The sequence below is a fragment of the Thalassospira sp. CH_XMU1420-2 genome, assembly GCF_037029325.1.
Classification (GTDB): domain Bacteria; phylum Pseudomonadota; class Alphaproteobacteria; order Rhodospirillales; family Thalassospiraceae; genus Thalassospira; species Thalassospira povalilytica.
The window spans coordinates 642,021-664,408 of record NZ_JAYMEG010000003.1 but is presented as its reverse complement, the minus strand read 5'-3'; the positions used below and the strand labels follow the sequence as shown (position 1 = coordinate 664,408).

The 22,388-nt window shown below is 54.1% G+C and carries 26 protein-coding genes and 1 tRNA gene; 23 read left to right on the top strand and 4 right to left on the bottom strand.

Translation table 11 applies throughout. The features are described from left to right. Positions 1-4: 4 nt before the first annotated feature. The 7 genes from nrdR to thiL are packed head-to-tail and all read left to right on the top strand — an operon-like array spanning position 5 to position 5,294. Positions 5-478, top strand: a complete 474-nt coding sequence (gene nrdR / locus WA429_RS12780) for a transcriptional regulator NrdR (RefSeq protein ID WP_068519019.1) — start codon at positions 5-7, stop codon at positions 476-478. Further along, positions 478-1,599 (top strand): bifunctional diaminohydroxyphosphoribosylaminopyrimidine deaminase/5-amino-6-(5-phosphoribosylamino)uracil reductase RibD, encoded by a 1,122-nt coding sequence (ribD, locus tag WA429_RS12775; RefSeq protein WP_287465002.1) that lies wholly within the window; start codon positions 478-480, stop codon positions 1,597-1,599. Before nrdR ends, ribD begins: the two co-directional genes overlap by 1 nt. 4 nt (positions 1,600-1,603) lie before the next feature. After that, positions 1,604-2,191 carry a riboflavin synthase gene (locus tag WA429_RS12770; RefSeq protein ID WP_287465003.1) on the top strand — a complete coding sequence of 196 codons (588 nt, stop codon included), beginning with the start codon at positions 1,604-1,606 and terminating at the stop codon, positions 2,189-2,191. Between the two features lie 6 nt (positions 2,192-2,197). Continuing rightward, positions 2,198-3,352, top strand: coding sequence for a 3,4-dihydroxy-2-butanone-4-phosphate synthase (ribB, locus tag WA429_RS12765; protein ID WP_068519022.1), 1,155 nt, complete (start codon positions 2,198-2,200; stop codon positions 3,350-3,352). Positions 3,353-3,356: 4 nt separating this feature from the next. Further along, on the top strand, positions 3,357-3,821 hold the full coding sequence (ribH, locus tag WA429_RS12760) for a 6,7-dimethyl-8-ribityllumazine synthase (RefSeq protein WP_068519023.1): 465 nt from the start codon (positions 3,357-3,359) through the stop codon (positions 3,819-3,821). Then, on the top strand, positions 3,821-4,318 hold the full coding sequence (gene nusB / locus WA429_RS12755; RefSeq protein WP_287465004.1) for a transcription antitermination factor NusB: 498 nt from the start codon (positions 3,821-3,823) through the stop codon (positions 4,316-4,318). Before ribH ends, nusB begins: the two co-directional genes overlap by 1 nt. A gap of 1 nt (position 4,319) precedes the next feature. Beyond that, entirely contained in the window at positions 4,320-5,294 is a 975-nt protein-coding gene (gene thiL / locus WA429_RS12750) for a thiamine-phosphate kinase (protein ID WP_287465005.1), read from the top strand. A gap of 32 nt (positions 5,295-5,326) precedes the next feature. Here thiL and WA429_RS12745 read toward each other — a convergent pair whose 3' ends face one another. Further along, complete coding sequence (locus WA429_RS12745; RefSeq protein WP_068519026.1) at positions 5,327-5,776, bottom strand: outer membrane protein assembly factor BamE; 450 nt, start codon at positions 5,774-5,776, stop codon at positions 5,327-5,329. Between the two features lie 166 nt (positions 5,777-5,942). Between WA429_RS12745 and WA429_RS12740 the strand changes: the two genes are divergently transcribed. From WA429_RS12740 to WA429_RS12705, 8 genes are all read left to right on the top strand, one after another. After that, the gene (locus WA429_RS12740) at positions 5,943-6,491 is read left to right on the top strand and encodes a ubiquinol-cytochrome C chaperone family protein (protein ID WP_101246460.1); all 549 of its coding nucleotides are present in this window, start codon (positions 5,943-5,945) and stop codon (positions 6,489-6,491) included. Between the two features lie 16 nt (positions 6,492-6,507). Next, positions 6,508-7,089, top strand: a complete 582-nt coding sequence (locus WA429_RS12735) for a YceD family protein (protein ID WP_068519028.1) — start codon at positions 6,508-6,510, stop codon at positions 7,087-7,089. Positions 7,090-7,122: 33 nt separating this feature from the next. Next, positions 7,123-7,353 carry a hypothetical protein gene (locus WA429_RS12730; protein WP_147250622.1) on the top strand — a complete coding sequence of 77 codons (231 nt, stop codon included), beginning with the start codon at positions 7,123-7,125 and terminating at the stop codon, positions 7,351-7,353. Beyond that, on the top strand, positions 7,346-8,422 hold the full coding sequence (plsX, locus tag WA429_RS12725) for a phosphate acyltransferase PlsX (RefSeq protein WP_206927638.1): 1,077 nt from the start codon (positions 7,346-7,348) through the stop codon (positions 8,420-8,422). The genes WA429_RS12730 and plsX overlap by 8 nt, the downstream gene beginning before the upstream one ends. A gap of 42 nt (positions 8,423-8,464) precedes the next feature. Beyond that, positions 8,465-9,436 (top strand): beta-ketoacyl-ACP synthase III, encoded by a 972-nt coding sequence (locus WA429_RS12720; RefSeq protein ID WP_114113285.1) that lies wholly within the window; start codon positions 8,465-8,467, stop codon positions 9,434-9,436. A gap of 160 nt (positions 9,437-9,596) precedes the next feature. After that, the gene (locus WA429_RS12715; RefSeq protein ID WP_033069712.1) at positions 9,597-9,887 is read left to right on the top strand and encodes an integration host factor subunit alpha; all 291 of its coding nucleotides are present in this window, start codon (positions 9,597-9,599) and stop codon (positions 9,885-9,887) included. Between the two features lie 12 nt (positions 9,888-9,899). Continuing rightward, positions 9,900-10,382 (top strand): MerR family transcriptional regulator, encoded by a 483-nt coding sequence (locus tag WA429_RS12710; protein ID WP_287465007.1) that lies wholly within the window; start codon positions 9,900-9,902, stop codon positions 10,380-10,382. Between the two features lie 68 nt (positions 10,383-10,450). Continuing rightward, positions 10,451-10,527: transfer RNA gene (locus WA429_RS12705), tRNA-Pro, on the top strand. 46 nt (positions 10,528-10,573) lie between these two features. Here the strand turns inward: WA429_RS12705 and WA429_RS12700 are convergent. After that, entirely contained in the window at positions 10,574-11,155 is a 582-nt protein-coding gene (locus WA429_RS12700; RefSeq protein ID WP_233433031.1) for a histidine phosphatase family protein, read from the bottom strand. A gap of 101 nt (positions 11,156-11,256) precedes the next feature. Then, a complete protein-coding gene (locus WA429_RS12695) occupies positions 11,257-11,586 on the bottom strand; it encodes a hypothetical protein (RefSeq protein ID WP_318271663.1) in 330 nt (109 codons plus the stop codon). Between the two features lie 12 nt (positions 11,587-11,598). Here WA429_RS12695 and cutA point away from each other — a divergent pair, with 12 nt between their 5' ends. Together cutA and WA429_RS12685 are read left to right on the top strand one after the other, a co-directional pair. Further along, positions 11,599-11,955 carry a divalent-cation tolerance protein CutA gene (gene cutA, locus WA429_RS12690; RefSeq protein WP_287465009.1) on the top strand — a complete coding sequence of 119 codons (357 nt, stop codon included), beginning with the start codon at positions 11,599-11,601 and terminating at the stop codon, positions 11,953-11,955. A 64-nt stretch (positions 11,956-12,019) separates the two neighbouring features. Beyond that, positions 12,020-12,583 carry a septation protein A gene (locus WA429_RS12685; RefSeq protein ID WP_068519033.1) on the top strand — a complete coding sequence of 188 codons (564 nt, stop codon included), beginning with the start codon at positions 12,020-12,022 and terminating at the stop codon, positions 12,581-12,583. A gap of 90 nt (positions 12,584-12,673) precedes the next feature. Here the strand turns inward: WA429_RS12685 and WA429_RS12680 are convergent, their stop codons facing one another. Continuing rightward, on the bottom strand, positions 12,674-13,876 hold the full coding sequence (locus WA429_RS12680; RefSeq protein WP_287465011.1) for a bifunctional 2-C-methyl-D-erythritol 4-phosphate cytidylyltransferase/2-C-methyl-D-erythritol 2,4-cyclodiphosphate synthase: 1,203 nt from the start codon (positions 13,874-13,876) through the stop codon (positions 12,674-12,676). Between the two features lie 121 nt (positions 13,877-13,997). Between WA429_RS12680 and ccsA the strand changes: the two genes are divergently transcribed. The 6 genes from ccsA to ntrX all read left to right on the top strand — a co-directional run bounded on the left by ccsA (position 13,998) and on the right by ntrX (position 22,372). Further along, positions 13,998-14,804 (top strand): cytochrome c biogenesis protein CcsA, encoded by an 807-nt coding sequence (gene ccsA, locus WA429_RS12675; protein ID WP_068519035.1) that lies wholly within the window; start codon positions 13,998-14,000, stop codon positions 14,802-14,804. A 214-nt stretch (positions 14,805-15,018) separates the two neighbouring features. Beyond that, a complete protein-coding gene (gene dusB, locus WA429_RS12670) occupies positions 15,019-16,029 on the top strand; it encodes a tRNA dihydrouridine synthase DusB (RefSeq protein WP_101246267.1) in 1,011 nt (336 codons plus the stop codon). Positions 16,030-16,085: 56 nt separating this feature from the next. Further along, positions 16,086-17,234, top strand: coding sequence for a two-component system sensor histidine kinase NtrB (locus tag WA429_RS12665; RefSeq protein ID WP_068519037.1), 1,149 nt, complete (start codon positions 16,086-16,088; stop codon positions 17,232-17,234). Then, positions 17,231-18,679 carry a nitrogen regulation protein NR(I) gene (ntrC, locus tag WA429_RS12660; RefSeq protein WP_068519038.1) on the top strand — a complete coding sequence of 483 codons (1,449 nt, stop codon included), beginning with the start codon at positions 17,231-17,233 and terminating at the stop codon, positions 18,677-18,679. The genes WA429_RS12665 and ntrC overlap by 4 nt, the downstream gene beginning before the upstream one ends. After that, a complete protein-coding gene (locus tag WA429_RS12655) occupies positions 18,676-20,952 on the top strand; it encodes a sensor histidine kinase NtrY-like (protein WP_101246266.1) in 2,277 nt (758 codons plus the stop codon). The genes ntrC and WA429_RS12655 overlap by 4 nt, the downstream gene beginning before the upstream one ends. A gap of 46 nt (positions 20,953-20,998) precedes the next feature. Then, a complete protein-coding gene (gene ntrX, locus WA429_RS12650) occupies positions 20,999-22,372 on the top strand; it encodes a nitrogen assimilation response regulator NtrX (RefSeq protein ID WP_068519040.1) in 1,374 nt (457 codons plus the stop codon). Positions 22,373-22,388: the final 16 nt, after the last annotated feature.

Below are 22,388 nucleotides of genomic sequence, written 5' to 3'. Positions count from 1 at the left end.
GATAATGCGTTGCCCGTTTTGCGGACATACTGATACCCAGGTCAAGGATTCCCGCCCGACAGAAGAGCATCATGCCATTCGTCGTCGTCGGTTCTGCCCGGCTTGCGGATCGCGCTTCACAACGTTTGAACGTGTGCAGTTGCGTGAATTGATGGTGGTCAAAACGGACGGGCAACGCGAATTGTTCGACCGCGACAAACTGGCGCGGTCGATCTTTCTTGCTTGCCGCAAGCGTCCGATTGAAGACGAGCGCGTCGAGAAGGCCTTGAATGGTATTCAGCGACGCCTTGAAAGCAGCGGGGAAAGCGACATTTCAACCGATACCATTGGTGAAATGGTGATGGAGGCGTTGAATGCCCTCGATCAGGTTGCCTATGTGCGTTACGCTTCGGTCTACAAGAATTTCCGCGAAGCACGCGACTTCGAACAATTCGTGGAAAAGATGAATGACGGGGAAGAAGAGGCGGACGCAGAGTAATGGCACCCCCCGCGTTTAGCGAAGACGACCGGCATTTCATGCGGGTCGCATTGAGCCTGTCAAAACGCGGTTTGGGAAATGTCTGGCCGAACCCGTCCGTCGGTTGCGTCCTTGTTTCAGCAGACGGCGTGATTGTCGGCCGTGGCCATACCAGGCCCGGTGGGCGTCCTCATGCCGAACGCGTTGCCCTGGATATGGCCGGTGATCGGGCCCGCGGGGCGACGGCCTATGTCACGCTTGAACCCTGTAGCCATTTCGGAAAATCTCCCCCTTGTGCGGCCGGCCTGATTGAAGCCGGTGTTACCCGTGTGGTCAGTGCATTGACCGATCCGGATGATCGTGTTTCGGGGCGGGGGCATGCGATGCTGCGCGGCGCGGGTATTTTCGTGGATGTCGGTCTGTTTTGCGACCAAGCCAGAAAAATCAATGAAGGTTTCCTGTCGCGGGTAGAGCGCAAAAGGCCATTTGTGACCTTGAAGCTTGCCGCCACCATGGATGCACGATCGGCAACCCGGTTTGGTGAAAGTCAATGGATCACCGGCGACGCGGCACGCGAACACGGACACCTGTTACGGGCCAATCACGATGCCATTCTGGTTGGGGCGAAAACGGTTATTGCAGATGACCCGACGCTGACCTGTCGGTTGCCGGGGCGCGCCCATCAATCACCGGTAAGGGTTATTCTGGACCGCCGGGGCGAGGTCCCCGAAACCGCGAAACTGATCCGGACGGCATCCGAGGTTGCCACCTGGGTCGTGACATCCGGCGCAAAATTTGCCGAACTATCGGAAAAGTTTGAAAAAACTTCGGTAAAAGTGATCGAAGCCGGATGCGACGGCGATCATTTGGACCTACATGACGTCATGCAAAAGCTTGGCGATGCCGGACTGACCAGGGTGCTTGTCGAAAGTGGCGGGGCCTTGGCCGCAGGGCTGATCACTGCGCAATGCGTTGATCGTATCGTGCATTTTGTTGCACCAGCCCTGTTGGGGGATGATGGCAAGGCAATGATCGCCGAACTTGGTGTTGAACGGCTTGTTGATATGCCGCGCTTTACCCGTACATCTGTTTGTGTTCTGGGTGAAGATATCGCGGTAACTTACGATTATAAAACGGGATAATTGCATGTTTACTGGCATCATTACCGATATCGCGACGGTGCGCGCAATCAAGAAAACCGGCGATACCCGGTTTGAATTCACGACATCTTTTGATACGTCGAAGATTGTGCTTGGGGCGTCGATCGCATGTAACGGTGCGTGCATGACCGTGATTGAGACCGGTGATGACTGGTTCGCGATCGAGGCATCGGCCGAAAGCCTTGACCGCACCACGTTGGGGGACCTGACGGTCGGAGCAAAGGTGAACCTTGAACAGGCGACCCGTGTCGGTGATGAGTTGGGTGGTCATATCGTCTCGGGGCATGTGGACGGTGTTGCAACCCTGACCAAACGCATTCCGGAAGGCGATTCTTTGCGTCTGACTTTTGAGGTGCCCGAAGAATTTTCAAAATATATCGCGTCCAAGGGCTCTGTGACCCTTGAAGGTGTTTCTTTGACCGTCAATGAGGTTGACGGAAACACATTTGGTATCAATCTGATACCACATACGCAAACGTATACGACCCTGGGTTCGAAACAGCCGGGTGACCGGATCAATTTCGAAATCGATATGCTTGCACGCTATGTCGCGCGCATGCTGGGTAAGGATTGATCATACATGTCGCATCAATATCTTTCGCCAATTGAAGAAGTCATTGAAGAAGCCCGCAATGGCCGGATGTTCATTCTGGTCGATGACGAAGATCGTGAAAATGAAGGCGATCTTGTCATTCCGGCACAGATGGCAACACCCGATGCCATCAATTTCATGGCGACCCACGGCCGCGGTCTGATTTGTCTGACCTTGGAATCTGAACGGTGTGACGAGCTTGGCCTGACCATGATGAGTGCCCATAACGGCACTCGCCATGAAACGGCATTTACCGTCTCGATCGAAGCAAAGACCGGGGTTACCACCGGCATTTCGGCACCCGATCGTGCGCGGACGGTTGCAGTTGCCATCGATCCGAATGCCGGGCGCCATGATATCGTGACGCCGGGGCATGTATTCCCGCTGCGTGCGCGTCCGGGCGGTGTTCTGGTTCGCGCCGGTCATACCGAGGCATCGGTTGATATCGCGCGTCTTGCCGGGCTGAACCCGTCAGGCGTGATTTGCGAAATCATGAGCGAAAATGGCGAAATGGCGCGTTTGCCGGAACTGGTGGAATTCGCCAAGAAGCATGGACTTAAAATCGCGCAGATTGCCGATCTGATCCGCTATCGCCGCAAACATGAAAAAGTTGTTCAGCGCAAGGCGACGACCAAAATCCAAAGTGTGAATGGCGGCGAATTTGATATGCATCTTTATGTCAACAACGTCACCTATGCCGAACATATCGCGCTGGTAAAGGGCGACATCAGCGATCCGGCACCCGTTTTGACCCGTGTGCATGCGCTAAATGTTCTTGAAGACGTTCTTGGCGATACCCAGACCGGGCATCACGGGCAACTGGCCGCTGCCATGCGCCAGATTGGCGAGGAGGGGCGCGGTGTTGTTGTTCTGATCCGTGAGCCGCGGCCAAACACGCTGTCATCATCGATTGCCAAACTGATCGAGCTTAATGGCGGCGATGGCGAATCCCTGCGTCAGGAACTTGCCGAGGCAACCGGTGATGCGGATTTGCGTGATTATGGTGTTGGTGCGCAAATCTTGCATGATCTGGGCATTCGCGACATGATTCTGCTTTCAAATACCAAACGCCACATTGTAGGACTTGACGGCTTCGGCCTAAATCTGGTTGATCAGCGTCCGCTTGTCGTCTCGGAGGAATAAAACCATGACCAATGCCCCCCACATTCTGATTGTGGATGCGCCATATTACACGCATATCGTTGAAGACCTTGTCAAAGGGGCTGCTGCGACTCTGGAAGCCGGTGGTGCTACGTGGGACCGTATTTCGGTGTCTGGTGCGTTCGAGGTGCCGATTGCGATCCGCTATGCCGTCCAGTCGATGGAAGAATTGGCAACCGGGCCGCGCTATGACGGGTATCTTGCACTTGGTTGCGTTATCCGCGGCGAGACGACACACTATGATCACATCTGCGAAGAAGCCAACCGTGCACTGATGCAGCTTTGCCTTGATTACAATCTTGCGATTGGCAACGGTATTCTGACCGTTGAAAATGAGGCACAGGCGCTGGCACGGGCCAAGGCGGACGAAAAGAACAAGGGCGGCGAAGCTGCCAATGCTGTTCTGCGCCAGATCGAAGTTCAAAACCATTTTGGAATACATCACAAGTAATGACCGATAAACCAAATGCATCAGCCGCCCAGCGGCGCAGCGCAGCGCGTTTCGCCGCAATTCAGGCGCTTTATCAGGCCGAATTGTCCCAACTTTCGGCCATCGACATCGTGCGCGAATATTCCGACTTCCGCCTTGATGGTGACGGTGGACGCGACCTTGATGTCAGCAATGAAGACCTGATCGATCCGGATCGCGGTTTCTTTGCCGATCTCGTGCAGGGTGTGGCTGCGCGGATGATCGATATTGACGCGCTGATTGACGGTGCGCTTGAAAAAGGCTGGACCACCAAGCGCCTTGAAACCGTCCTGCGCAGCATCCTGCGTGCGGGCACCTATGAGCTGATGGCGCGTGAAGACGTTCCGATGCGGGTGGTGATCACCGAATATGTCGATGCGGCACATTCGTTCTTTGACGAAAACGAACCCAAGCTCGTGAATGCTGTGCTTGACCGTATTGGCAAGAACCTGCGTCCTGGTGAAGCCGGGCAGAATTGATATGGCGGCGCGATCTGGCGAATTTGATCTGATCGCGCGGCACTTTGCGCCTATTGCGCAACGGGACCCGGCCGCATTGTCGCTTTTGGACGATGCGGCCGTTTTTTCGCCGCCGGCCGGGCACGAAGTCGTTGTGACGACTGACGCACTGGTGGCCGATGTCCATTTCCGAATCATCGACACCCCGGAAACGATCGCGCAAAAGGTATTGCGTGTGAACCTGTCTGACCTTGCCGCGATGGGGGCGAGACCCGGCGGGGTTGTTTTGACCACAGGGTATAATCGCGACGTATCCGAAGACTGGATTTCCCGGTTTGCCAAAAGTTTTGGCCAGGATTGTGCGTCTTATGACGTGTCGTTGCTTGGCGGTGATACCGTTGGCACACCCGGCCCGACATTTTTCAGTTTAACCGCATTTGGCTATGTTCCAGCGGGCAGGGCGCTTCGCCGCGATCAGGCGCGCCCGGGCGATGTTATTGCAGTATCCGGAACACTTGGCGATGCTGCACTGGGATTGTCGGTCTTAAGCGGTGATTTGAAGGGCGTTGCCCCAGCTATGGAAGATTTCCTTAAGGACCGTTACTGGGTGCCTCGGCCGCGGCTGGATGTGGCAAAGGCTTGTCTGGGCCTTGAAACCCGTATTGCCGCCATGGACCTGTCTGACGGGCTTGCCGGTGATTGCCGCAAGATTTGCGGCCCGTCAAAGGTCGGTATGGTCTTTGAACTGAAAGATATTCCGCTTTCGGATGCGGCACGGGCTGTCGTGGCATCCGATCCGTCACGCTGGAACCAGATTCTCGGGGGCGGTGACGACTATGAATTGCTGATTACCGGGGCGGAGAATGACATCGCGGCCCTGGGGGATCAGGTCACGGTTATCGGGTCGGTGACCGATCAGGTTGGCGAGGTTCTTGTGCGGGGGCTGGATGGTAAAATGGCCGAACTCGCACCGGGCGGGTTCGACCATTTCAAATAGGGTGGCAACGACCAAACGTTGCTGATCAGATTCTACTTGTTTTCACTGAACCGGCCAAGGTTGCCAAACAGCTGCTGAAGGATCGTTATTTCACGACCGGCAGTTGGAGTTACCCGGTCGGTCGGAATGACAGGCTTGCCGTCTTCAAGATCATACTGGCTCAGGATTTCGACACGGTTGGCGGCGTCAAAGCTGATCAGGATCACTTTCTGTTCGACGGTTTCCGGCTCGAAAAAGGCGACTGTTTCGGTCGTTCTGGAAATATAAAGCCAGACATTTTCGTCAAAGGCGGCAATCGTGGACGGAGAGCCAAGAATATCGGTGACATCACCCTTGGTCGATTCTCCCACCGAGATCTGTTCAAGCAGTTCTGGGTCCGGTGCGTTGCCGCGTGTGGCGATCCGCGGGCTGCATGCCGAGACATAGACAACAGCTAATCCTGCCAGCATGATCAGGGGAAAGCGGGTAATTTTGTTATGCATGAAGCTCACCAGAGCGACCCTCTTGTTGAAACCTAACCGGAATTGCCTTGAGTTTCTGCGCTAGGCGCATGATATTGCCGGGCAATGATCGGGGCAGAGATGACCCGAAAAAGATTTACGGCATTCTGCGTGCCATGACAGGAATGTCAACGAAGGAGTGTTACTGTTGTTTGGATGGCTTAAGAAAAAAGACCGCAAGCAAACTGCTGCCTTTGAACTTTACACCGCAATGGTAACCCAGGCACGCCAGCCGGACTTTTATGCAAAGCTGGGCGTTCCCGACACGATGGAGGGACGGTTTGACCTGATTCTGGTCCATGCATTTGTTCTGTTTCGTCGTTTGAAAGCCGACGAAGGGGACAAGGATCTGGCACAGAACATCTTTGATGTGATGTTTGCCGATCTTGATCAGAACATGCGCGAGATGGGCATTGGCGATGTCGGAATCCTCAAAAGGATCCGCAAGATGTCAGAATCCTATCATGGTCGGATCGTTGCCTATGAGGAAGGAGTTCAATCTGGCGCGGCTGAACTCGCCGCCGCATTGAACCGCAACCTTTATGCGGACACCGAGGTGTCCGATGAACAGCTTATGGCGATGGTCGGCTATGTGCATGATGCACTGGCGTCCCTTGCCAAACAGCCTATTTTAGATTTGCAGCGCGGTGTTGTGCATTTTCCAGATGCGCCCAAACTTGCCGTGACTGCCCCGTAATAGAAAGAAAGACCTGATGCCTGATACCTTCGCACCCGAATTTTCGCGTATCGTCAAAACGGACGAACAGGTAAGCGCGAAAGAAAAGCTGGCGATCGAAGCCAATGAAAAGGAACGCGCCGCACTGGCCAAGCGTTTCGAGCTTGTGTCCATTGACAGCCTGAAGGCGGAATTGACGATCAGTACCGCGTCGAATGGCGAAGTTACTGTGCGCGGACCGATGACGGCCGAAATCGTACAGAATTGCGTTGCGACGCTCGAACCGGTTCCTGAACTGGTCGAAGACACCATTGAAGTTCTGTTTTCACCGCATGTATCCGAAGACGATTTGCCGTCTGATCCGGATGATCTGGAAGACCTGTCAGAAGAAGAACTGATGGCGTTGCTTGATCAGCCGGAACCGTTGGTCGATGGCAAAATCGATCTGGGCGAGGTCGTGGCACAGTTTCTGGCCGTTGCCATGAACCCGTATCCGCGCAAGGAAGGTGCGGAGCTGCCAGCAGCGGTCAAAACCGAAGAAGAAGCTGACGAAGAAAAACGTCCGAACCCGTTTGCACAGCTTGCCGGTCTTAAAGACAAGCTTGAAAAGAAAAATTGACGGCTGCAAACGGCCAAAAGCCTGAGAATTAGGGTGCTTGAATATGCCGGTATTTACCGGCATTTCACTTTTGGCCGGCACTATGGCGGTGCGCAAAGAGGGGATGGTCTGTATAACTGGCTCGGCTTTACCTTGTATCTGGTCGAGAATTCCGGTAATTACGGGCGTTCCGGCCACCAGTTGACCGTGCTTAGCCATATGGCTGACCTGCCGGATATCCGGTTCAGAAATTTTAGAACAACCATAAGAGAATACGTTGCCTGAACAGGTTTGCATATCACTTGACGCGATGGGAGGAGACCACGCGCCAGAGATGGTCATAGCAGGTGCTGAAATCGCACTTAAACGGCTGCCCCATCTCAAGTTTCTGATGTTTGGTGATGAAGCACGGCTCAAGCCGATGCTTGCGAAATATCCTGCATTGGAAGCCGTAAGCGAGGTTCGCCACGCATCGCAGGAAGTCTCGATGGAAGACAAGCCTTCTGTCGCCCTGCGCCAGCGCCGTGATTCCAGTATGCGTCTTGCCATCAACGCCGTGAAAGAAGGGGACGCGCAAGGTGTCGTGTCTGCCGGAAACACCGGTGCCCTGATGGCCATGGCCAAGTTTGTGCTGAAAACCGTCCGCGGCATCGACCGCCCGGCAATCGCGACATACATGCCGACCCAGCGTGGCGAGACCGTCATGCTGGATCTGGGTGCCAATATTGAATGCGACGAAAACAACCTCGTGCAATTTGCACTGATGGGCGAAGTGTTTACCCGCATTTTGTTCGGCCTTGAAAAACCGTCGGTCGGTTTGCTCAATGTCGGGATCGAAGAACTTAAGGGTAACGAGTCTGTCAAAAAGGCGGCCGCGATCCTGCGCGATATCGATCTGCCAATCCGTTTTGAAGGCTTTGTCGAAGGCGATGACCTTGCCAAGGGCACGGTTGATGTGATTGTCACCGACGGCTTTACCGGTAACGTGGCGCTTAAAACCGCCGAAGGTACCGCCCGTCTTCTGGTGCATTTCCTGCGTGAAACATTCAAAAGCTCCTTCTTTGCGAAGGTCGGCTATTTGTTGGCCCGCCGCTCGTTGCAGCGTTTCCGCGACCGTATGGATCCGCGACGTTATAACGGCGCGATGCTGCTTGGGCTTAACGGTATTGCTGTGAAAAGTCATGGCGGCACCGATGCTCTCGGCTTTTCCAATGCCATTGGCGTTTGTCATGACCTTATCGTCAACAAGCTCAATGACAGCATCAAAGATGAACTTGCAGCTTTTGAACAGGCGATGACCGGACTGGAAAACGTCGAGCAGGAAGTCGCAGTTCCGGCTGGTCAAGCCGACTGATAAACTCACCAAAACATCAAGATAACTGGCGGTCCCCAAATCATGACAGTTCGTTCTCGCATTATTGGTTGCGGCTCATACCTTCCTGCAAATGTTGTAACCAATGATGATCTGGCAAAGCGCGTCGATACGTCTGATGAATGGATTGTGGCGCGTACCGGCATCCGTCAGCGCCACATTGCGGCCGATGGTGAAACCACCAGCGATCTTGCCTATGAAGCAGCCATCAAGGCAATGGATCATGCCGGTGTAACCGCCGAAGACATCGACCTGATCATTGTCGCGACGGCGACCCCGGACAACACATTTCCGGCAACCGCAACCAAGGTTCAGAACCGTCTTGGCGTTACGGGCTTTGCCTTTGACGTGCAGGCAGTATGTTCGGGCTTTGTCTATGGTTTGACGACGGCGGATATGTATATCCGCAACGGACAGGCCAAAACCGCGCTTGTCATCGGTGCAGAAACCTTTTCGCGCATCCTTGACTGGGAAGACCGCCGGACCTGTGTGTTGTTCGGTGATGGTGCCGGTGCCGTCGTTGTCCAGGCTGTCGAAGGGGCAGGGACCATCGATGACCAGGGGATCCTTGCCAGCCGTCTGCATTCCGATGGCAGCAAATACGAATTGCTGTATGTCGATGGCGGTCCGTCTGCGACGCAGACCGTCGGGCATCTGCGCATGGAAGGCAAGGAAGTCTTCCGTCATGCGGTGACCAATCTTGCCGGTGTTATTCGCGAAGTTCTTGCTGATACCGGAATTGATGCATCTGAAATTGACTGGCTGGTTCCCCATCAGGCCAACCGTCGTATTCTTGACAGTACGGCCAAAAAATTCGGTATTTCGCCTGACAAGGTTGTTGTCACCGTTGACCGGCATGCCAATACATCGGCGGCATCGATCCCGCTTGCGCTGTCCGAGGCAGTCCATGACGGTCGTATCCAGCGCGGCGACATCGTGATCCTTGAAGCAATGGGCGGCGGATTTACCTGGGGTGCTTCGCTGGTCCGCTGGTAAAACCCCGCGATCGGATTGCAGCTTTGGGGCGGAAAAACACGGCATTTCCGCAAAAATCACAACATTCCGCCGCAAAGCAGTGTATCCTGTTGATATTGACTGATTTCGCCACCAGATATAGCCTTGTGTATAAAGTCCCGTAATAAGGAGGCGGCCTGATATGTCGGAAACAACGATTACCCGTGCGGATCTCGCAGAAGCCGTTTACCAGGAAGTAGGTCTGTCGCGGAACGAGTCCGCCCAGCTACTCGAAACCGTTCTTGATGAAATTTCGACGGCGCTGATCAAAGACGAAGTAGTGAAGATTTCCTCGTTCGGGAGCTTCTCTGTTCGTCAGAAAGGACAGCGTATCGGTCGGAACCCGAAAACGGGCGAAGAAGTACCGATTCTTCCGCGGAAGGTGCTTGTTTTCCGGCCGTCACAGGTTCTGAAAGCCAGAATTAACGCTTAAGAAAAAGAACTCATGAAAACGAACTTGGGGGCTGCGGCGGGATCAACCCGCCGTTCAGCAAAGTCTGACTCTGCTTTTCGCACAATTAGCGAGGCCGCGAAGGAGCTTGGTCTTCAACAGCACGTGCTGAGATTCTGGGAATCCAAGTTTCCACAGATCCAGCCGATGAAACGTGCTGGTGGGCGTCGTTATTACCGTCCGGAAGATATCGACTTTCTGGCAAATATCCGCTCGCTGCTTCATGATCAGGGTTTCACCATCAAAGGTGTCCAGAAGCTTCTTGATCAGAACAAAGGCAAGTTGCCGTCTGAAATTACGGTCAGTGCTTCCGAAGCCGAACAGCAAAGCACATCCGCCCATGTTGCTGGCGGTGTGGCGTCTGGTACTGCTGACGCATCGATTGATAAATCGGCACTGCAAAGCGTTCTGGGTGAATTGCAAGAGCTGCAAGGCATCCTTCGGGCGAGCCTGCAGGAAGTCAAAAAAAATCCGTAAAAATCATTTGCGTCTTTGGCGTGGCGCCGCTATTTATCGAGCCGCGCCACAGAGCGCATCTATACGGTCGGAGCGTGGCGCAGCCTGGTAGCGCACCTGCATGGGGTGCAGGGGGTCGGAGGTTCGAATCCTCTCGCTCCGACCAATATCTTCCCAACAGAAATTTGATCACAAATGGTCGCTTGATCCGGTTATGGCATCAGACGGGCAAGTGTTTCTATTTTGCCGTTTTCCGTCGGCCTGATCAGAATGATTTCACCTGATCGGGGATATATTCCGGTCAGGGCCGTGATGTTGACCTGATGTGTTACCAACAGTGTTTTGGTGCCCGGCGGCAGTTCCGACAACAAATCGGTTATTTGGCGGGTTTGCACGCTTTCTGTGCTGCGATCGCGGAAGAATGAATTCAGTGATGGCTTCTTGCTGACCGGGCCCAGGTCCAGCAATGTCGCCGTATCGACACATCGGCACCATTCACTGCTTAGCACCAAATCAATCCTGATCCCCATTTCCCTGATTTTACGGCCGGTTTCGCGGGCCTGATCGCGACCGGTTTGATCAAGGTTTCGTTGTGTGCTGCAATCGCCAATGTGGAAATCGACCGGATCACCGGTTCCCGGGGCGACCGCATGGCGCATCAGGGCGTGCACACCATCCCGCTTCCAGATTTGCCACGGGTCGGCGTCATCAGCCTCATTTGCCTGTAACGGGCTGGGCAGGGCGCAACATATCAGGATGGTCAGGAAAACCGGCAGAGTTCTGAGCAAGGTCATGATGAACATGCATGTTGTGAACGGGGTATATATTGATACCCCGTGCCCGGATGATCGGATCAGTATGCTTTGGTGATGGGATGCAAATGACCGTGGTCGGTTTAATTGTCGCTGATGGCGCTTGCGACCCGGCGTCCTTCATCGGTCAGTTTGCAAATCAGCCAATCGGGTTTGACAGGGTTGTCAAACCATGGGGCCGCCCAGCCATGTTCAATGCAGCTGCGGACAGTTTTTTCGCTGATTTGTTTGCCGTTGCCATCAAATAGCGGCAATTTACCACCAGGTTGGCTTAAGCCACGGCGAAGCCATTCAAGTTGTACGTCGGTGGGTTTCGAATGTTTTTTCCCCGTCATCGGTACTCCCCGCACCGTTATGATATGATTGGTGTCATAAACATCGTCTGTTATCCAGTGTGACGGATTATCAACCATGGAGCAATCGCAATGACAGAAGCCGGATTTCAGGACAGTGAAATGTCGTTTCTTTATGTCACTGTACCGGACATGGAAATCGCACGCGTCATCGCCGGGGGTGCGATCCGTGAAAAGCTTGCTGCTTGTGCAAATGTTTTGCCCCAGATTACGGCGATTTATGAATGGAATGGCGATGTTGAAGAAGAAAGCGAACTGGTCGTGCTTCTGAAAACATCACGAAACAAGGCCCAGTTTCTGGCCAAATGGGTTGAAGAACATCATCCCTATGAGGTGCCCTGCATTCTTGAAATTCCATTGGGTCGTGGCAATCACGACTATGTTTCATGGTTACAGGGACAATTGGGAGCCGGATCACGGTTGATGTGATTGCATCGATTGTCTTGGCCCCCTAGGATGGCGCAAATTCAATTCATGAAGTGAAGTGCTTTTAATGAACCAGCTTACCAAAATGGCCCTGGAAATGGGGCCGTTGATCCTTTTCTTCGGGGTCAATGCGACGACCAATCTGATGACGGCAACGGCCGTATTTGTGGCAGCAACGGTTGTTGCGCTGATTACGTCCTATGTGATTGCCCGAACCATTCCGGTTATGCCGTTGATCGGCGGGGTTTTTGTGATCGTCTTTGGCGGGTTGACGCTGTATCTCGATGACGATCTGTTCATCAAGATCAAGCCGACAATTGTGAACCTGTTGTTCGCGGCCATCCTGTTTGGCGGTTTGATGGCGCGGAAGCTGTTCCTGAAACTGGTTCTTGAAAGCGCGTTCAAGGCAACCGACGAAGGGTGGCGCATTCTTACCTGGCGTTGGGCGTTCTTTTTTGTGTTTCTTGCCGTGGTGAATGAATTCGTCTGGCGCAATTTTTCGACCGATACCTGGGTGGCCTTCAAGGTCTGGGGAATTATGCCGATCACCATGGTCTTTGGCATGGCGCAGGTGCCGGTTTTGATGAAACATCAATTGCCGGAAGAAGAAGGCGGTTCCGCGGCCTCGTAAAAACGTCGGCCACACTGATATTCAAATACAAAGGGCAGGATCATAATCCTGCCCTTTGCTGTATCTATCGGACTTATCTCAGGTGAATGATCAGCCGATCGGCAGGGCAATGCTTGCCGCGGCCTGGGCGGCAATGCCTTCTTGGCGTCCGGAAAAGCCAAGGCGTTCGGTCGTGGTGGCTTTGACATTGACGCGATCGACATCGATTTCGAGAATTTCGGCCACCTTTTCGCGCATGGCTTTGGTGTGGGGGCCGATCTTGGGACGTTCACAAATCAGCGTCAGATCGACATTCACGATGCGGCCACCGCGCTTGCGGACAAGGCCGGCTGCATGTTTGAGGAAAATATCAGATGCGGCACCTTTCCATTGCATATCGCTGGGCGGAAAGTGCTGGCCGATATCGCCGGCTCCGATGGCCCCAAGAATGGCATCTGTCAGGGTGTGCAAGCCAACATCCGCGTCGGAGTGGCCGTCAAGACGTGCGGTATGCGGCACTTTGACACCGCACAGGATGCAATGGTCACCGGGTGCAAAACGGTGAACGTCAAAGCCGGTACCGGCACGGTATTCTTCCTGCTGCATAGATGCATTATCCTTGTTGGTGCTGTCGATCCAGTCGTGGGCGCGGTCAAAATCATCGCGTTTTGTGATCTTGTCATTTGCCGATGTGCCTTCGACGCACATCACGTCAAGTCCAAGTTCCTCAAGCAGTGCTGCATCATCTGTGAATTCCTGGCCTTCGAATTGTTCATGCGCGGCCAGAATGGTTTCAAAGACAAAGCCTTGTGGCGTTTGTGCGCGTTGCAATGTGTCGCGCGGGATGGTTTTCGTGATCACGCCATCGCGGGACGTCTGTTTGATGGTATCGGCGACCGGCAATGTGGGAATGGCACCGGCATGGGTTTCCAGCGCCTTGATCACGCGGGTAATCACGTCATCGGAAATACCCGGCCGTGCCGCATCATGGATCAGAACAATGTCGGGCTTTTGTGCTGACAGTGCACGCAGGCCATTCAGGACCGATTGCTGGCGCGTCACGCCGCCGCCAACCGGCGCGGGCAGGGTGGTGATATCAGCCCCGAGCGCTGCAATCGCGCCATCATACCAGTCCTGATGTGCGGGATTATACACCACCTGCACAAGTTCAGGCGATGTATGGCGGGCAAAACATTCGATACAATGGCCAAGCAGTGTTTTGCCGCCAAGCGTGTGATATTGTTTTGGTGTTGGGTCGCCAAATCTGTTACCGCTGCCAGCTGCAACGATGACAACCCCGATTTTTTTGGTCATAAACGTGATGCCATGGCTTGTCTGAATTGCGCCGCAGGCTATCTTTCTGCGAAGCCTTTGCCAAGTCGCCATTTGGTTTTTCAAGTCTTATCGAAGTCTTGTGACAGAAACGGACCAACACATGCTTGCTGCCTATATTCATATTCTGGCCTTGCTGCCGCTGACAGCCCAGATCATGCGGGCCGAACCCAAGCGTGACATATGGCTGTATGGATCGATTTGCCTGGCGGCGATCGGAACGATGGTCGTACTTGGTCTGAGTGGTGAGGAAGTCCAGTCGCGCGGGTTTGCAGCAGCCCTGCATTGGTCCGAACTGTCTGTGATCATGATTTTTGGCGGGCTTGTGATTTGCAAAGGCCCCCATCAGGTCTGGCGGCTTGCCGGATATATTGGCGGGTACCTGCTTCTGTTTGCGTTGCTTGCTGCGATCTTCAATCTGTTTGGCAAACATGTTCCGCCGACTGTAACCGGGCCTGCGCTTTATTCCGGCTGGCTGTGGGCGCATATCGGAAGTTCGCTTGTGACCTACGCGCTGGTAACATTGGCCGCGATTGCTGCGATGGCCTATATCGTGCAGGAACATGCCCTTAAACACCGCAAACCGACACGCTGGAGCCGCCGGTTGCCGCCACTTCGCGACAGCGAATATATGCTGGTCGGGTTTTTGAAATGGTCCGCCTGGGTTCTTATAATCGGGATCGTATCCGGCTTTGCGCTGCGTTATGTCGAAGGCAGCAGTCTTTGGGCAATTGATCACAAGATGCTTTTGACCTTGCTTGGGTTTGCCACGATCTGCGTTTTGATCTTCATCCATGAAAAATCAACGCTGCGCGGGCGCATGGCCGTGCGGTTTGTCCTTGGTGCATGGCTGCTTTTGACGCTGGCCTTTCCGGGGGTGCGGCTTGTCACCGGATATATTGTCGGCTAGACCCCGAAACCATAAAGTCAATAGTGTGGCCGTAGCGGATTGAGGCACTGTCGGCATCAGGGCGGATAGAGTGTCTGTTATCGTCTGAGCTGTGGTCTCTGCGTGTGATGGACCCGCGCCAGGCAACGATAATTTCCGCAAGACGCTTAGAGTTGTTGCAACTCGTAGCCAGTTTTATTAATCTGCCCAAGTTTTAGGCAATCGGATTACCTTCATGTCATTGCAGATCGGTTCTGTACATGTGCCAGAGAATGTTATTCTGGCACCAATGTCAGGTGTGACTGACCTTCCATTTCGTCAGCAGGTCCGCCAGTTTGGCGGACATCTTGTTGTGTCTGAAATGATTGCGTCGGATGCCATGACCCGCATCCAGCGACATGAAAAAGAAGTGCGCAAGATGCACGGTGATTGCGCAGCCGAAAGCCCGCTTTCTGTTCAGCTTGCCGGAACCGAGCCCGAAGAAATGGCCGAGGCCGCCCGCATGAACGAAGCGCGCGGGGCAATGATCATTGACATCAATATGGGCTGCCCGGCCAAAAAAGTTACAAAGGGCTATGCCGGATCAGCACTGATGCGCGACGAAAAACTTGCTGCGGATATCATCAAGGCAACGGTTGATGCTGTTTCTGTGCCGGTAACGCTGAAAATGCGGCTGGGCTGGGATGACGACAACCGCAATGCGCCGTCCCTTGCGAAAATTGCCGAGGATCTTGGCATCAAGATGCTGACCATCCATGGTCGAACCCGCTGCCAGTTCTATAAGGGGGACGCGGACTGGGATGCCATTGCACTGGTCAAGGATGCTGTTTCCATACCGGTGATCGGCAATGGTGACGTTACCAGCGAAGAAGACGCCGAAGAATTACTGCGTCGATCCGGTGCAGATGGTGTCATGGTCGGGCGCGGGGCACAGGGCCGACCGTGGTTTTTGGCGCAAGTATCGCACTATCTTAAAACCGGGGAAAAGCTGGCAGCACCGAGCCTTGAGGTGCAATTGCAAACGATCTTGCGCCATTACGATGCAATGATTGACCATCATGGCCGTCAGGGTGTGCGCATCGCACGCAAACATCTGGCCTGGTACTGCAACAGTTTGCGCAATGCCACGGAATTTCGGCGTGTTGTCAACGTGTTGGATAATCCTGATCAGGTAAAAGGTGAAATTCGCGCGTTTTATGAACCGCTGATCGAAAACGAAGTCAAATACAGTCAGGAAGCAGCCTGACTGCTCGATAACAATAATATGGCGATATAAAACTAACGTCGTCGGGGAAGAATTGAATGAGACTGGGATTTGGAAAAGGCAACGGGGTTGACCCGACCGGGGTGCTGAACGCAATTGCAAGCGCAGTTGTCGTCGCCAACCGGGATGGGAAGATCCGGTTTGTCAATCAGGCCACCGAACAGCTGTTTAACACCAGCGCCAGCGTTCTGTGCCGCAGCGATCTGAGCGACTTTATACCGTCAGACAGTCCGGTTTTTTCGCTGATCAAGCAGGCAATTGACGAGGCGACGCTGGTTGCCGATCACAATCTGCTGATTGAAAGCCCGAAAATCGGCAAGCATACCGTGAACCTTACCGTTGGTTCGATGCCCGATGACAGCGACTGCGCGGTTCTGACATTCGAGCCGCGCTCGATTGCCCAGAAAATCGATAACCAGCTTCTAAGCCGCAATTCTGCCCGTTCTGTCAGTGCGATGGCCGCCATTCTGGCCCATGAAATCAAAAACCCGCTATCGGGCATTCGCGGGGCGGCCCAGTTGCTTGAGCAAACCAGTAATGAGGACGACCGCGTTCTGACCCGGCTGATTTGTGACGAGGCTGACCGTATTGTCGAACTTGTCGACCGGATGGAGATTTTCTCCGACAAGCCGATGGAACGCGGGGCTGTCAACATTCATACGGTTCTTGAACATGTGCGCCGTCTGGCCGAAAACGGTTTTGCCAAGAATCTTGCGTTTGAGGAAATCTACGATCCGTCCTTGCCGCCGGTATTTGGCAACCGCGATCAGTTGATCCAGGTGTTTCTTAATCTTGTGAAGAACGCCGGCGAAGCCGTTGATCCGCAAGATGGCAAAATCATCATATCAACCCGCTACCAGCATGGCATCCGGCTGGCAGTTGCCGGGGGTGATGCGCGTGTGCATTTGCCGTTGGTGGTATCGGTCCGTGACAATGGTCCGGGCATTCCGCAAGACATGCGCGAAAGCCTGTTTGATCCGTTTGTCACGACGAAACCGACCGGTTCCGGGCTTGGTCTGGCGCTTGTTGCGAAAATCATCAATGACCATGGTGGTGTGATCGAAGTGAAGGATGTGCCGGGGGGCGGCGCAGAATTCCAGATCATGCTGCCGATTTATAATCGTGCGCTGGCCGAGGGGGCCAGTGAACAACCGATAATAATCGATAACAGGGAACACACCGCATGAGCACGAGCCCTGCAAGAATTCTGGTCGCTGACGATGACCGGGCCATCCGTACCGTATTGACGCAGGCATTGTCGCGTCAGGGTCACGAAGTCCGCAGCACCGGTCACGGCCGCACGCTTTGGGACTGGATCGCCGATGGGGACGGTGATCTGGTGATTACCGATGTCATGATGCCCGACGAAAACGGTCTGGACATGGTGCCGCGTATTCGAAAATTGCGCCCGGATCTGCGCGTCATTGTCATGAGCGCGCAAAACACGCTGATGACGGCGGTCAAGGCCGCGCAGCGCGGGGCATTCGAATATCTGCCAAAGCCCTTTGATCTTAATGAGTTGATGGGCATTGTTGATCGGGCACTTGAAACCCCGCAGGAAAGCCAGTCTGGCAAGTCAGCAGATGAAGAGGGTGATGATCGCCTTCCGCTGATTGGACGTTCGGCAGCCATGCAGGAAATCTATCGTGCCTTGGCGCGCCTGATGAATACCGATCTGACCGTTATGGTGACCGGTGAAAGTGGAACCGGTAAGGAACTGGTTGCGCGCGCCCTGCACGAATATGGCGGGCGTCGCCACGGACCGTTTGTTGCGATCAATATGGCGGCAATTCCGCGCGAACTGATTGAAAGCGAACTGTTCGGTCACGAAAAAGGTGCCTTCACCGGCGCGAACGAACGTAAGGTCGGCCGGTTCGAACAGGCCGAAGGCGGCACGCTGTTTCTTGATGAAATTGGCGATATGCCGCTTGAGGCACAAACCCGTTTGCTGCGTGTTCTTCAGGAAGGCGAATATACCCGTGTCGGTGGTCGCACGCCGATCCGGGTCAATGTGCGTATTGTTGCCGCAACCCACCGTGATCTTCGCAAACTGATCCGCGAAGGCACATTCCGCGAAGATTTGTTCTATCGCCTGAATGTCGTGCCGATCCGTTTGCCATCGCTGCGTGAACGTCTTGAAGATATTCCTGAACTGGTCAATCATTTCCTGATGCAGGCCAGCGAAGAAGGATTGCCGCGCAAGACCTTGTCGGCAGAAGCCATGGCGCGTCTCAAGGCGCATCGCTGGCCGGGCAATATTCGTGAACTGGAAAATATGGTGCGGCGTCTGACGGCGCTTTATTCCCATGATGTGATTGGCGTTGATGTCATTGAAACCGAATTTTCGGAAAACAATGTCAGCGAAGCAGCACCCAGTGCCGAGCCGCAATCCTTGTCGGAATCCATTGAACGTCACGTCCGTGAATATTTCGATGCACATGAAGAAGACCTGCCGTCAAACGGGCTTTACGATCGCATCCTGCGCGAAATGGAACGCCCGCTTTTGAATGTGACGCTTGAAGCAACCCGCGGCAACCAGGTCAAAGCCGCCGAAGTACTTGGTCTGAACCGCAATACGCTCCGCAAAAAGATCCGTGATCTTGGGCTGGAAGTCGTCAGGGGCACGAAATGAACAATGCGGAAAGTTCGATCTCCAACCGGATATTGAGATCGGGCTTCGTAAGGTTTCTGGGGCGTCTGGGCCAATCGCGACGGTTCGCGTTCGGTCTGGTTGCTGCTGCACTGGTTTCGGTAACGGCCACCTATCTTGCGATGACGGGGACGGCGCCGTTCCGTCCTGACCCGCGCCTGATTTTGCTTTTGCTGAATATCGATCTGGTGCTGGTGTTGTTGCTGGCTACCCTTGTGGCCCGCAAGCTGGTTCAGATCTGGGTTGAACGCAGGCGCGGTGTTGCCGGGGCAAAGCTTCACACCCGCATGGTGTTGATGTTTTCGCTGGTGGCTGTGACGCCCGCGATTGTTGTTGCCGTATTTTCAGCGCTCTTCCTGCATTTCGGTATTCAGGGCTGGTTCAGTGACCGCATTCGAACAGCTGTCGAAGAAAGCATGGTCATTGCCGATGCCTATCTTAAGGAGCATCAGGAACTTATCCGTGCCGATGTTCTGGCAACCACGGCCGATTTGCAGCGGTTCGGGGTGAATTTTTCCACCAGTCCTGAACGGATTTCCGATCTTTTGACCGATCAGGCACTCGCGCGTGGTTTGCCCGAAGTCATGATGATTGACGGTTCGGGCCAAATCATCGCCCAGTCGGAATACAGCTTTTCCTATGATACCGATCAGGCGTCCATTCCCGCCGAAGTCTATGACGAAGCACGCGAAAAAGACGTGGTTCTGATGATTGGGAACAGCGACAACCGCATTCGGGCGCTGGCCAAAATTCCAAGCTTCATCGATGCGTTTTTGCTGGTCGGGCGGTTTGTCGATCCCAATGTGCTTGATCGTATCGACAAGGCACGGCGGGCCGTTGACGCCTATGAAAGCCTTGAAGGTGAACGATCCGGGATCGTGATTACCTTTGTCATGATCTTTGTGCTGATTTCTGTGGTTTTGCTGCTGGCGGCTGTCACGCTTGGCCTTATGGTGGCAACAAGACTTGTTCAACCGGTATCGCAACTGATCACCGGTGCCGAACGGGTGCGCGATGGCGACTTGTCTTTCCGTGTGCCGCTTGACGGGCAGGGGGATGAACTTGAAGCACTAAGCCGCGCGTTCAACCGTATGACCGCCCAGCTTGAAACCCAGCGCAATGAGCTGATTGCCGCCAACCGTCTTAATGACGAACGCCGGCGCTTTACCGAGGCCATTCTGGGCGGTGTTACCGCGGGCGTGATCGGCCTTGATCCGGATCGCAAGATCGATCTGCCCAACCGAAGTGCATCTGATCTGTTGGCTATCGACCTTGAGGGGCATCTTGGGCAGGAACTTACGGAAGTCATCCCGGAATTTTCCCCGTTATTTGATGATTTCAGCCGTGATGGTGATCGCAGCAAGCCGCGCCAGATCGAAATTCGTCGCGATGGTGTCAATCTGACATTGCTTGCCCGGGTCACCGCCGAGTGGGCCGATGATGGCACGGTGTTCGGGTATGTTGTGACCTTTGATGATGTGACCGAACTGCAAACCGCACAGCGCATGGCGGCCTGGGCCGATGTCGCACGCCGTATCGCCCATGAAATCAAGAACCCGCTGACCCCGATCCAGCTTTCGGCAGAGCGCCTTAAACGGCGCTATCTGAAACAGATCGAAGATGACAAGGATGTGTTCCAGACCTGTACTGACACGATCATTCGCCAGGTTTCAGATATCGGACGTATGGTGGACGAGTTTTCCAGTTTTGCCCGGATGCCGTCCCCGAAAATGCGAATGGAAAACCTTAGTGAACTGGTAAAAAGTGCGGTCTTTTTGCAGAAGCAGGCGCATAGCAACATTACCTATGACTTTGACCGGTCCGGGATCGAGGATTTGCAGATTTCGTGTGACGCCCATCAGGTTAACCAATGTCTGATCAACACGCTTAAAAACGCAGCCGAGGCCATCGAAGGGCGGGAAAAACCCGAAGACGGCGAATTGCCGCGTGGACGCATTGAAATTTCGATTGCCGTGTCACCAAACAATCAACATGTCTTTGTGGCTGTTTCTGATAACGGTAAAGGACTTCCGGCCGAGCATCGCGAACGTTTGACCGAGCCGTATGTCACGACGCGGTCAAAGGGAACGGGGCTTGGTCTTGCGATCGTCAAGAAAATCATGGAAGACCATGGCGGAGAGCTTATACTCTCCGACGGCGTTGAAAGTGGGGCGACCGTGACACTATCTTTCCCGCAACCTACTGATGCCGAAATTGAAACAGGGGCGCAGGGCGCTTCTTCCTCGGGCAATTGATAAATTGCCAAAATCGCAACAATAATAAGATTGATTTGGTTCCGACATGGCGCACGACATTCTGATTGTCGATGATGAACAAGACATTCGAGCGTTGATTTCCGGTATTCTGGAAGACGAAGGCTACACGACCCGACAAGCCGGTTCGAGCCAGGAAGCCCTGGCCGAGGTGTCCGCACGTCGCCCAAGTCTGGTGGTGCTCGATATCTGGATGGATGAAAGCGATCACGACGGGATCGAGACGCTTAAACTGATCAAACGCGAGCATAGCGAAGTTCCCGTTGTCATGATTTCAGGTCATGGCAACATTGAAACCGCGCTCGAAGCATCCCGTATCGGGGCCTATGATTTCATTGAAAAGCCGTTCAATACCGACCGTCTTTTGATGGTTGTGGAACGCGCAATTGATGATGCGCGTCTGCGCCGCGAAAACCGCGAACTGACGCTGCGGGCCGGTGGCGATACAGAACTGCTGGGAAAATCGTCGGTCATCAATAATTTACGCCAGTCTGTTGACCGTGTTGCGCGAACAGGCAGTCGTATTCTGATCCATGGCCCGGCCGGTTCGGGCAAGGAAGTAGTCGCACGGCTGATTCATCAGAAATCCGCCCGGGCCGAAGCCCCGTTTGTGGTTCTGAATTGCGCGAATATTTCACCGGAAACCATGGAAGAATCCCTGTTTGGGGCGGTTGCAACTGCGGATCGCGAAGCACGGACCGGTGTGCTTGAACTGGCGCATGGCGGGACTTTGCTGCTTGATGAAGTGGCTGATATGCCCCTTGAGACCCAGGGGAAAATCGTTCGGGTGCTTCAGGATCAGACATTTGAACGTGTCGGCGGATCGGTTCCGGTCAGTGTCGATGTCCGGGTGATTGCAACAACGGCGCGTGATCTTGAACAACGGATTGCCGAACAGACATTCCGTCAGGATCTTTATTACCGGCTTAATGTCGTGCCGCTCGAAGTGCCGTCCTTGCAGCAGCGTCGCGACGATATTCCCGAATTGGCGGAACGTTTCCTTGAACGGTATGCGGATGCAACCGGGCTTCCGAAACGCAAATTGTCACCCGAAGCCATGGCAACCCTTCATGCCTATGACTGGCCGGGCAATGTTCGTCAGTTGCGCAATGTCATCGAAAGATTGATGATCATGGCGCCGGATGACGACAAAACGGATCTGATCAGCGGTAAAATGCTGCCATCTGAACTGTTTTCTGATGTGCCGACGTCGCTAAGTTTTGACAAGACCAGTGAAATCATGGCATTGCCGCTGCGAGAAGCACGCGAGATGTTTGAAAAAGAATATCTCCAAACCCAGATTGACCGGTTTGGGGGAAATATTTCCAAGACGGCGAGTTTTGTCGGCATGGAACGTTCAGCGTTGCATCGCAAGCTGAAAAGCCTTGGTGTGAACAGCTGATCGGGCCATTCCCATC

Coding starts and splice junctions, on each gene's coding strand:
- ntrX (WP_068519040.1), top strand. CDS start 20,999: ATGGCGCACGACATTCTGATTGTCGATGATGAACAAGACATTCGAGCG.
- WA429_RS12715 (WP_033069712.1), top strand. CDS start 9,597: ATGTCGGAAACAACGATTACCCGTGCGGATCTCGCAGAAGCCGTTTAC.
- cutA (WP_287465009.1), top strand. CDS start 11,599: ATGACAGAAGCCGGATTTCAGGACAGTGAAATGTCGTTTCTTTATGTC.
- WA429_RS12735 (WP_068519028.1), top strand. CDS start 6,508: ATGCCTGATACCTTCGCACCCGAATTTTCGCGTATCGTCAAAACGGAC.
- dusB (WP_101246267.1), top strand. CDS start 15,019: ATGTCATTGCAGATCGGTTCTGTACATGTGCCAGAGAATGTTATTCTG.
- WA429_RS12695 (WP_318271663.1), bottom strand. CDS start 11,586: ATGGTTGATAATCCGTCACACTGGATAACAGACGATGTTTATGACACC.
- ribH (WP_068519023.1), top strand. CDS start 3,357: ATGACCAATGCCCCCCACATTCTGATTGTGGATGCGCCATATTACACG.
- ccsA (WP_068519035.1), top strand. CDS start 13,998: ATGCTTGCTGCCTATATTCATATTCTGGCCTTGCTGCCGCTGACAGCC.
- ribB (WP_068519022.1), top strand. CDS start 2,198: ATGTCGCATCAATATCTTTCGCCAATTGAAGAAGTCATTGAAGAAGCC.
- WA429_RS12720 (WP_114113285.1), top strand. CDS start 8,465: ATGACAGTTCGTTCTCGCATTATTGGTTGCGGCTCATACCTTCCTGCA.
- WA429_RS12710 (WP_287465007.1), top strand. CDS start 9,900: ATGAAAACGAACTTGGGGGCTGCGGCGGGATCAACCCGCCGTTCAGCA.
- WA429_RS12680 (WP_287465011.1), bottom strand. CDS start 13,876: ATGACCAAAAAAATCGGGGTTGTCATCGTTGCAGCTGGCAGCGGTAAC.
- WA429_RS12685 (WP_068519033.1), top strand. CDS start 12,020: ATGAACCAGCTTACCAAAATGGCCCTGGAAATGGGGCCGTTGATCCTT.
- WA429_RS12665 (WP_068519037.1), top strand. CDS start 16,086: ATGAGACTGGGATTTGGAAAAGGCAACGGGGTTGACCCGACCGGGGTG.
- thiL (WP_287465005.1), top strand. CDS start 4,320: ATGGCGGCGCGATCTGGCGAATTTGATCTGATCGCGCGGCACTTTGCG.
- WA429_RS12700 (WP_233433031.1), bottom strand. CDS start 11,155: ATGACCTTGCTCAGAACTCTGCCGGTTTTCCTGACCATCCTGATATGT.
- WA429_RS12770 (WP_287465003.1), top strand. CDS start 1,604: ATGTTTACTGGCATCATTACCGATATCGCGACGGTGCGCGCAATCAAG.
- ribD (WP_287465002.1), top strand. CDS start 478: ATGGCACCCCCCGCGTTTAGCGAAGACGACCGGCATTTCATGCGGGTC.
- nusB (WP_287465004.1), top strand. CDS start 3,821: ATGACCGATAAACCAAATGCATCAGCCGCCCAGCGGCGCAGCGCAGCG.
- ntrC (WP_068519038.1), top strand. CDS start 17,231: ATGAGCACGAGCCCTGCAAGAATTCTGGTCGCTGACGATGACCGGGCC.
- nrdR (WP_068519019.1), top strand. CDS start 5: ATGCGTTGCCCGTTTTGCGGACATACTGATACCCAGGTCAAGGATTCC.
- WA429_RS12655 (WP_101246266.1), top strand. CDS start 18,676: ATGAACAATGCGGAAAGTTCGATCTCCAACCGGATATTGAGATCGGGC.
- WA429_RS12745 (WP_068519026.1), bottom strand. CDS start 5,776: ATGCATAACAAAATTACCCGCTTTCCCCTGATCATGCTGGCAGGATTA.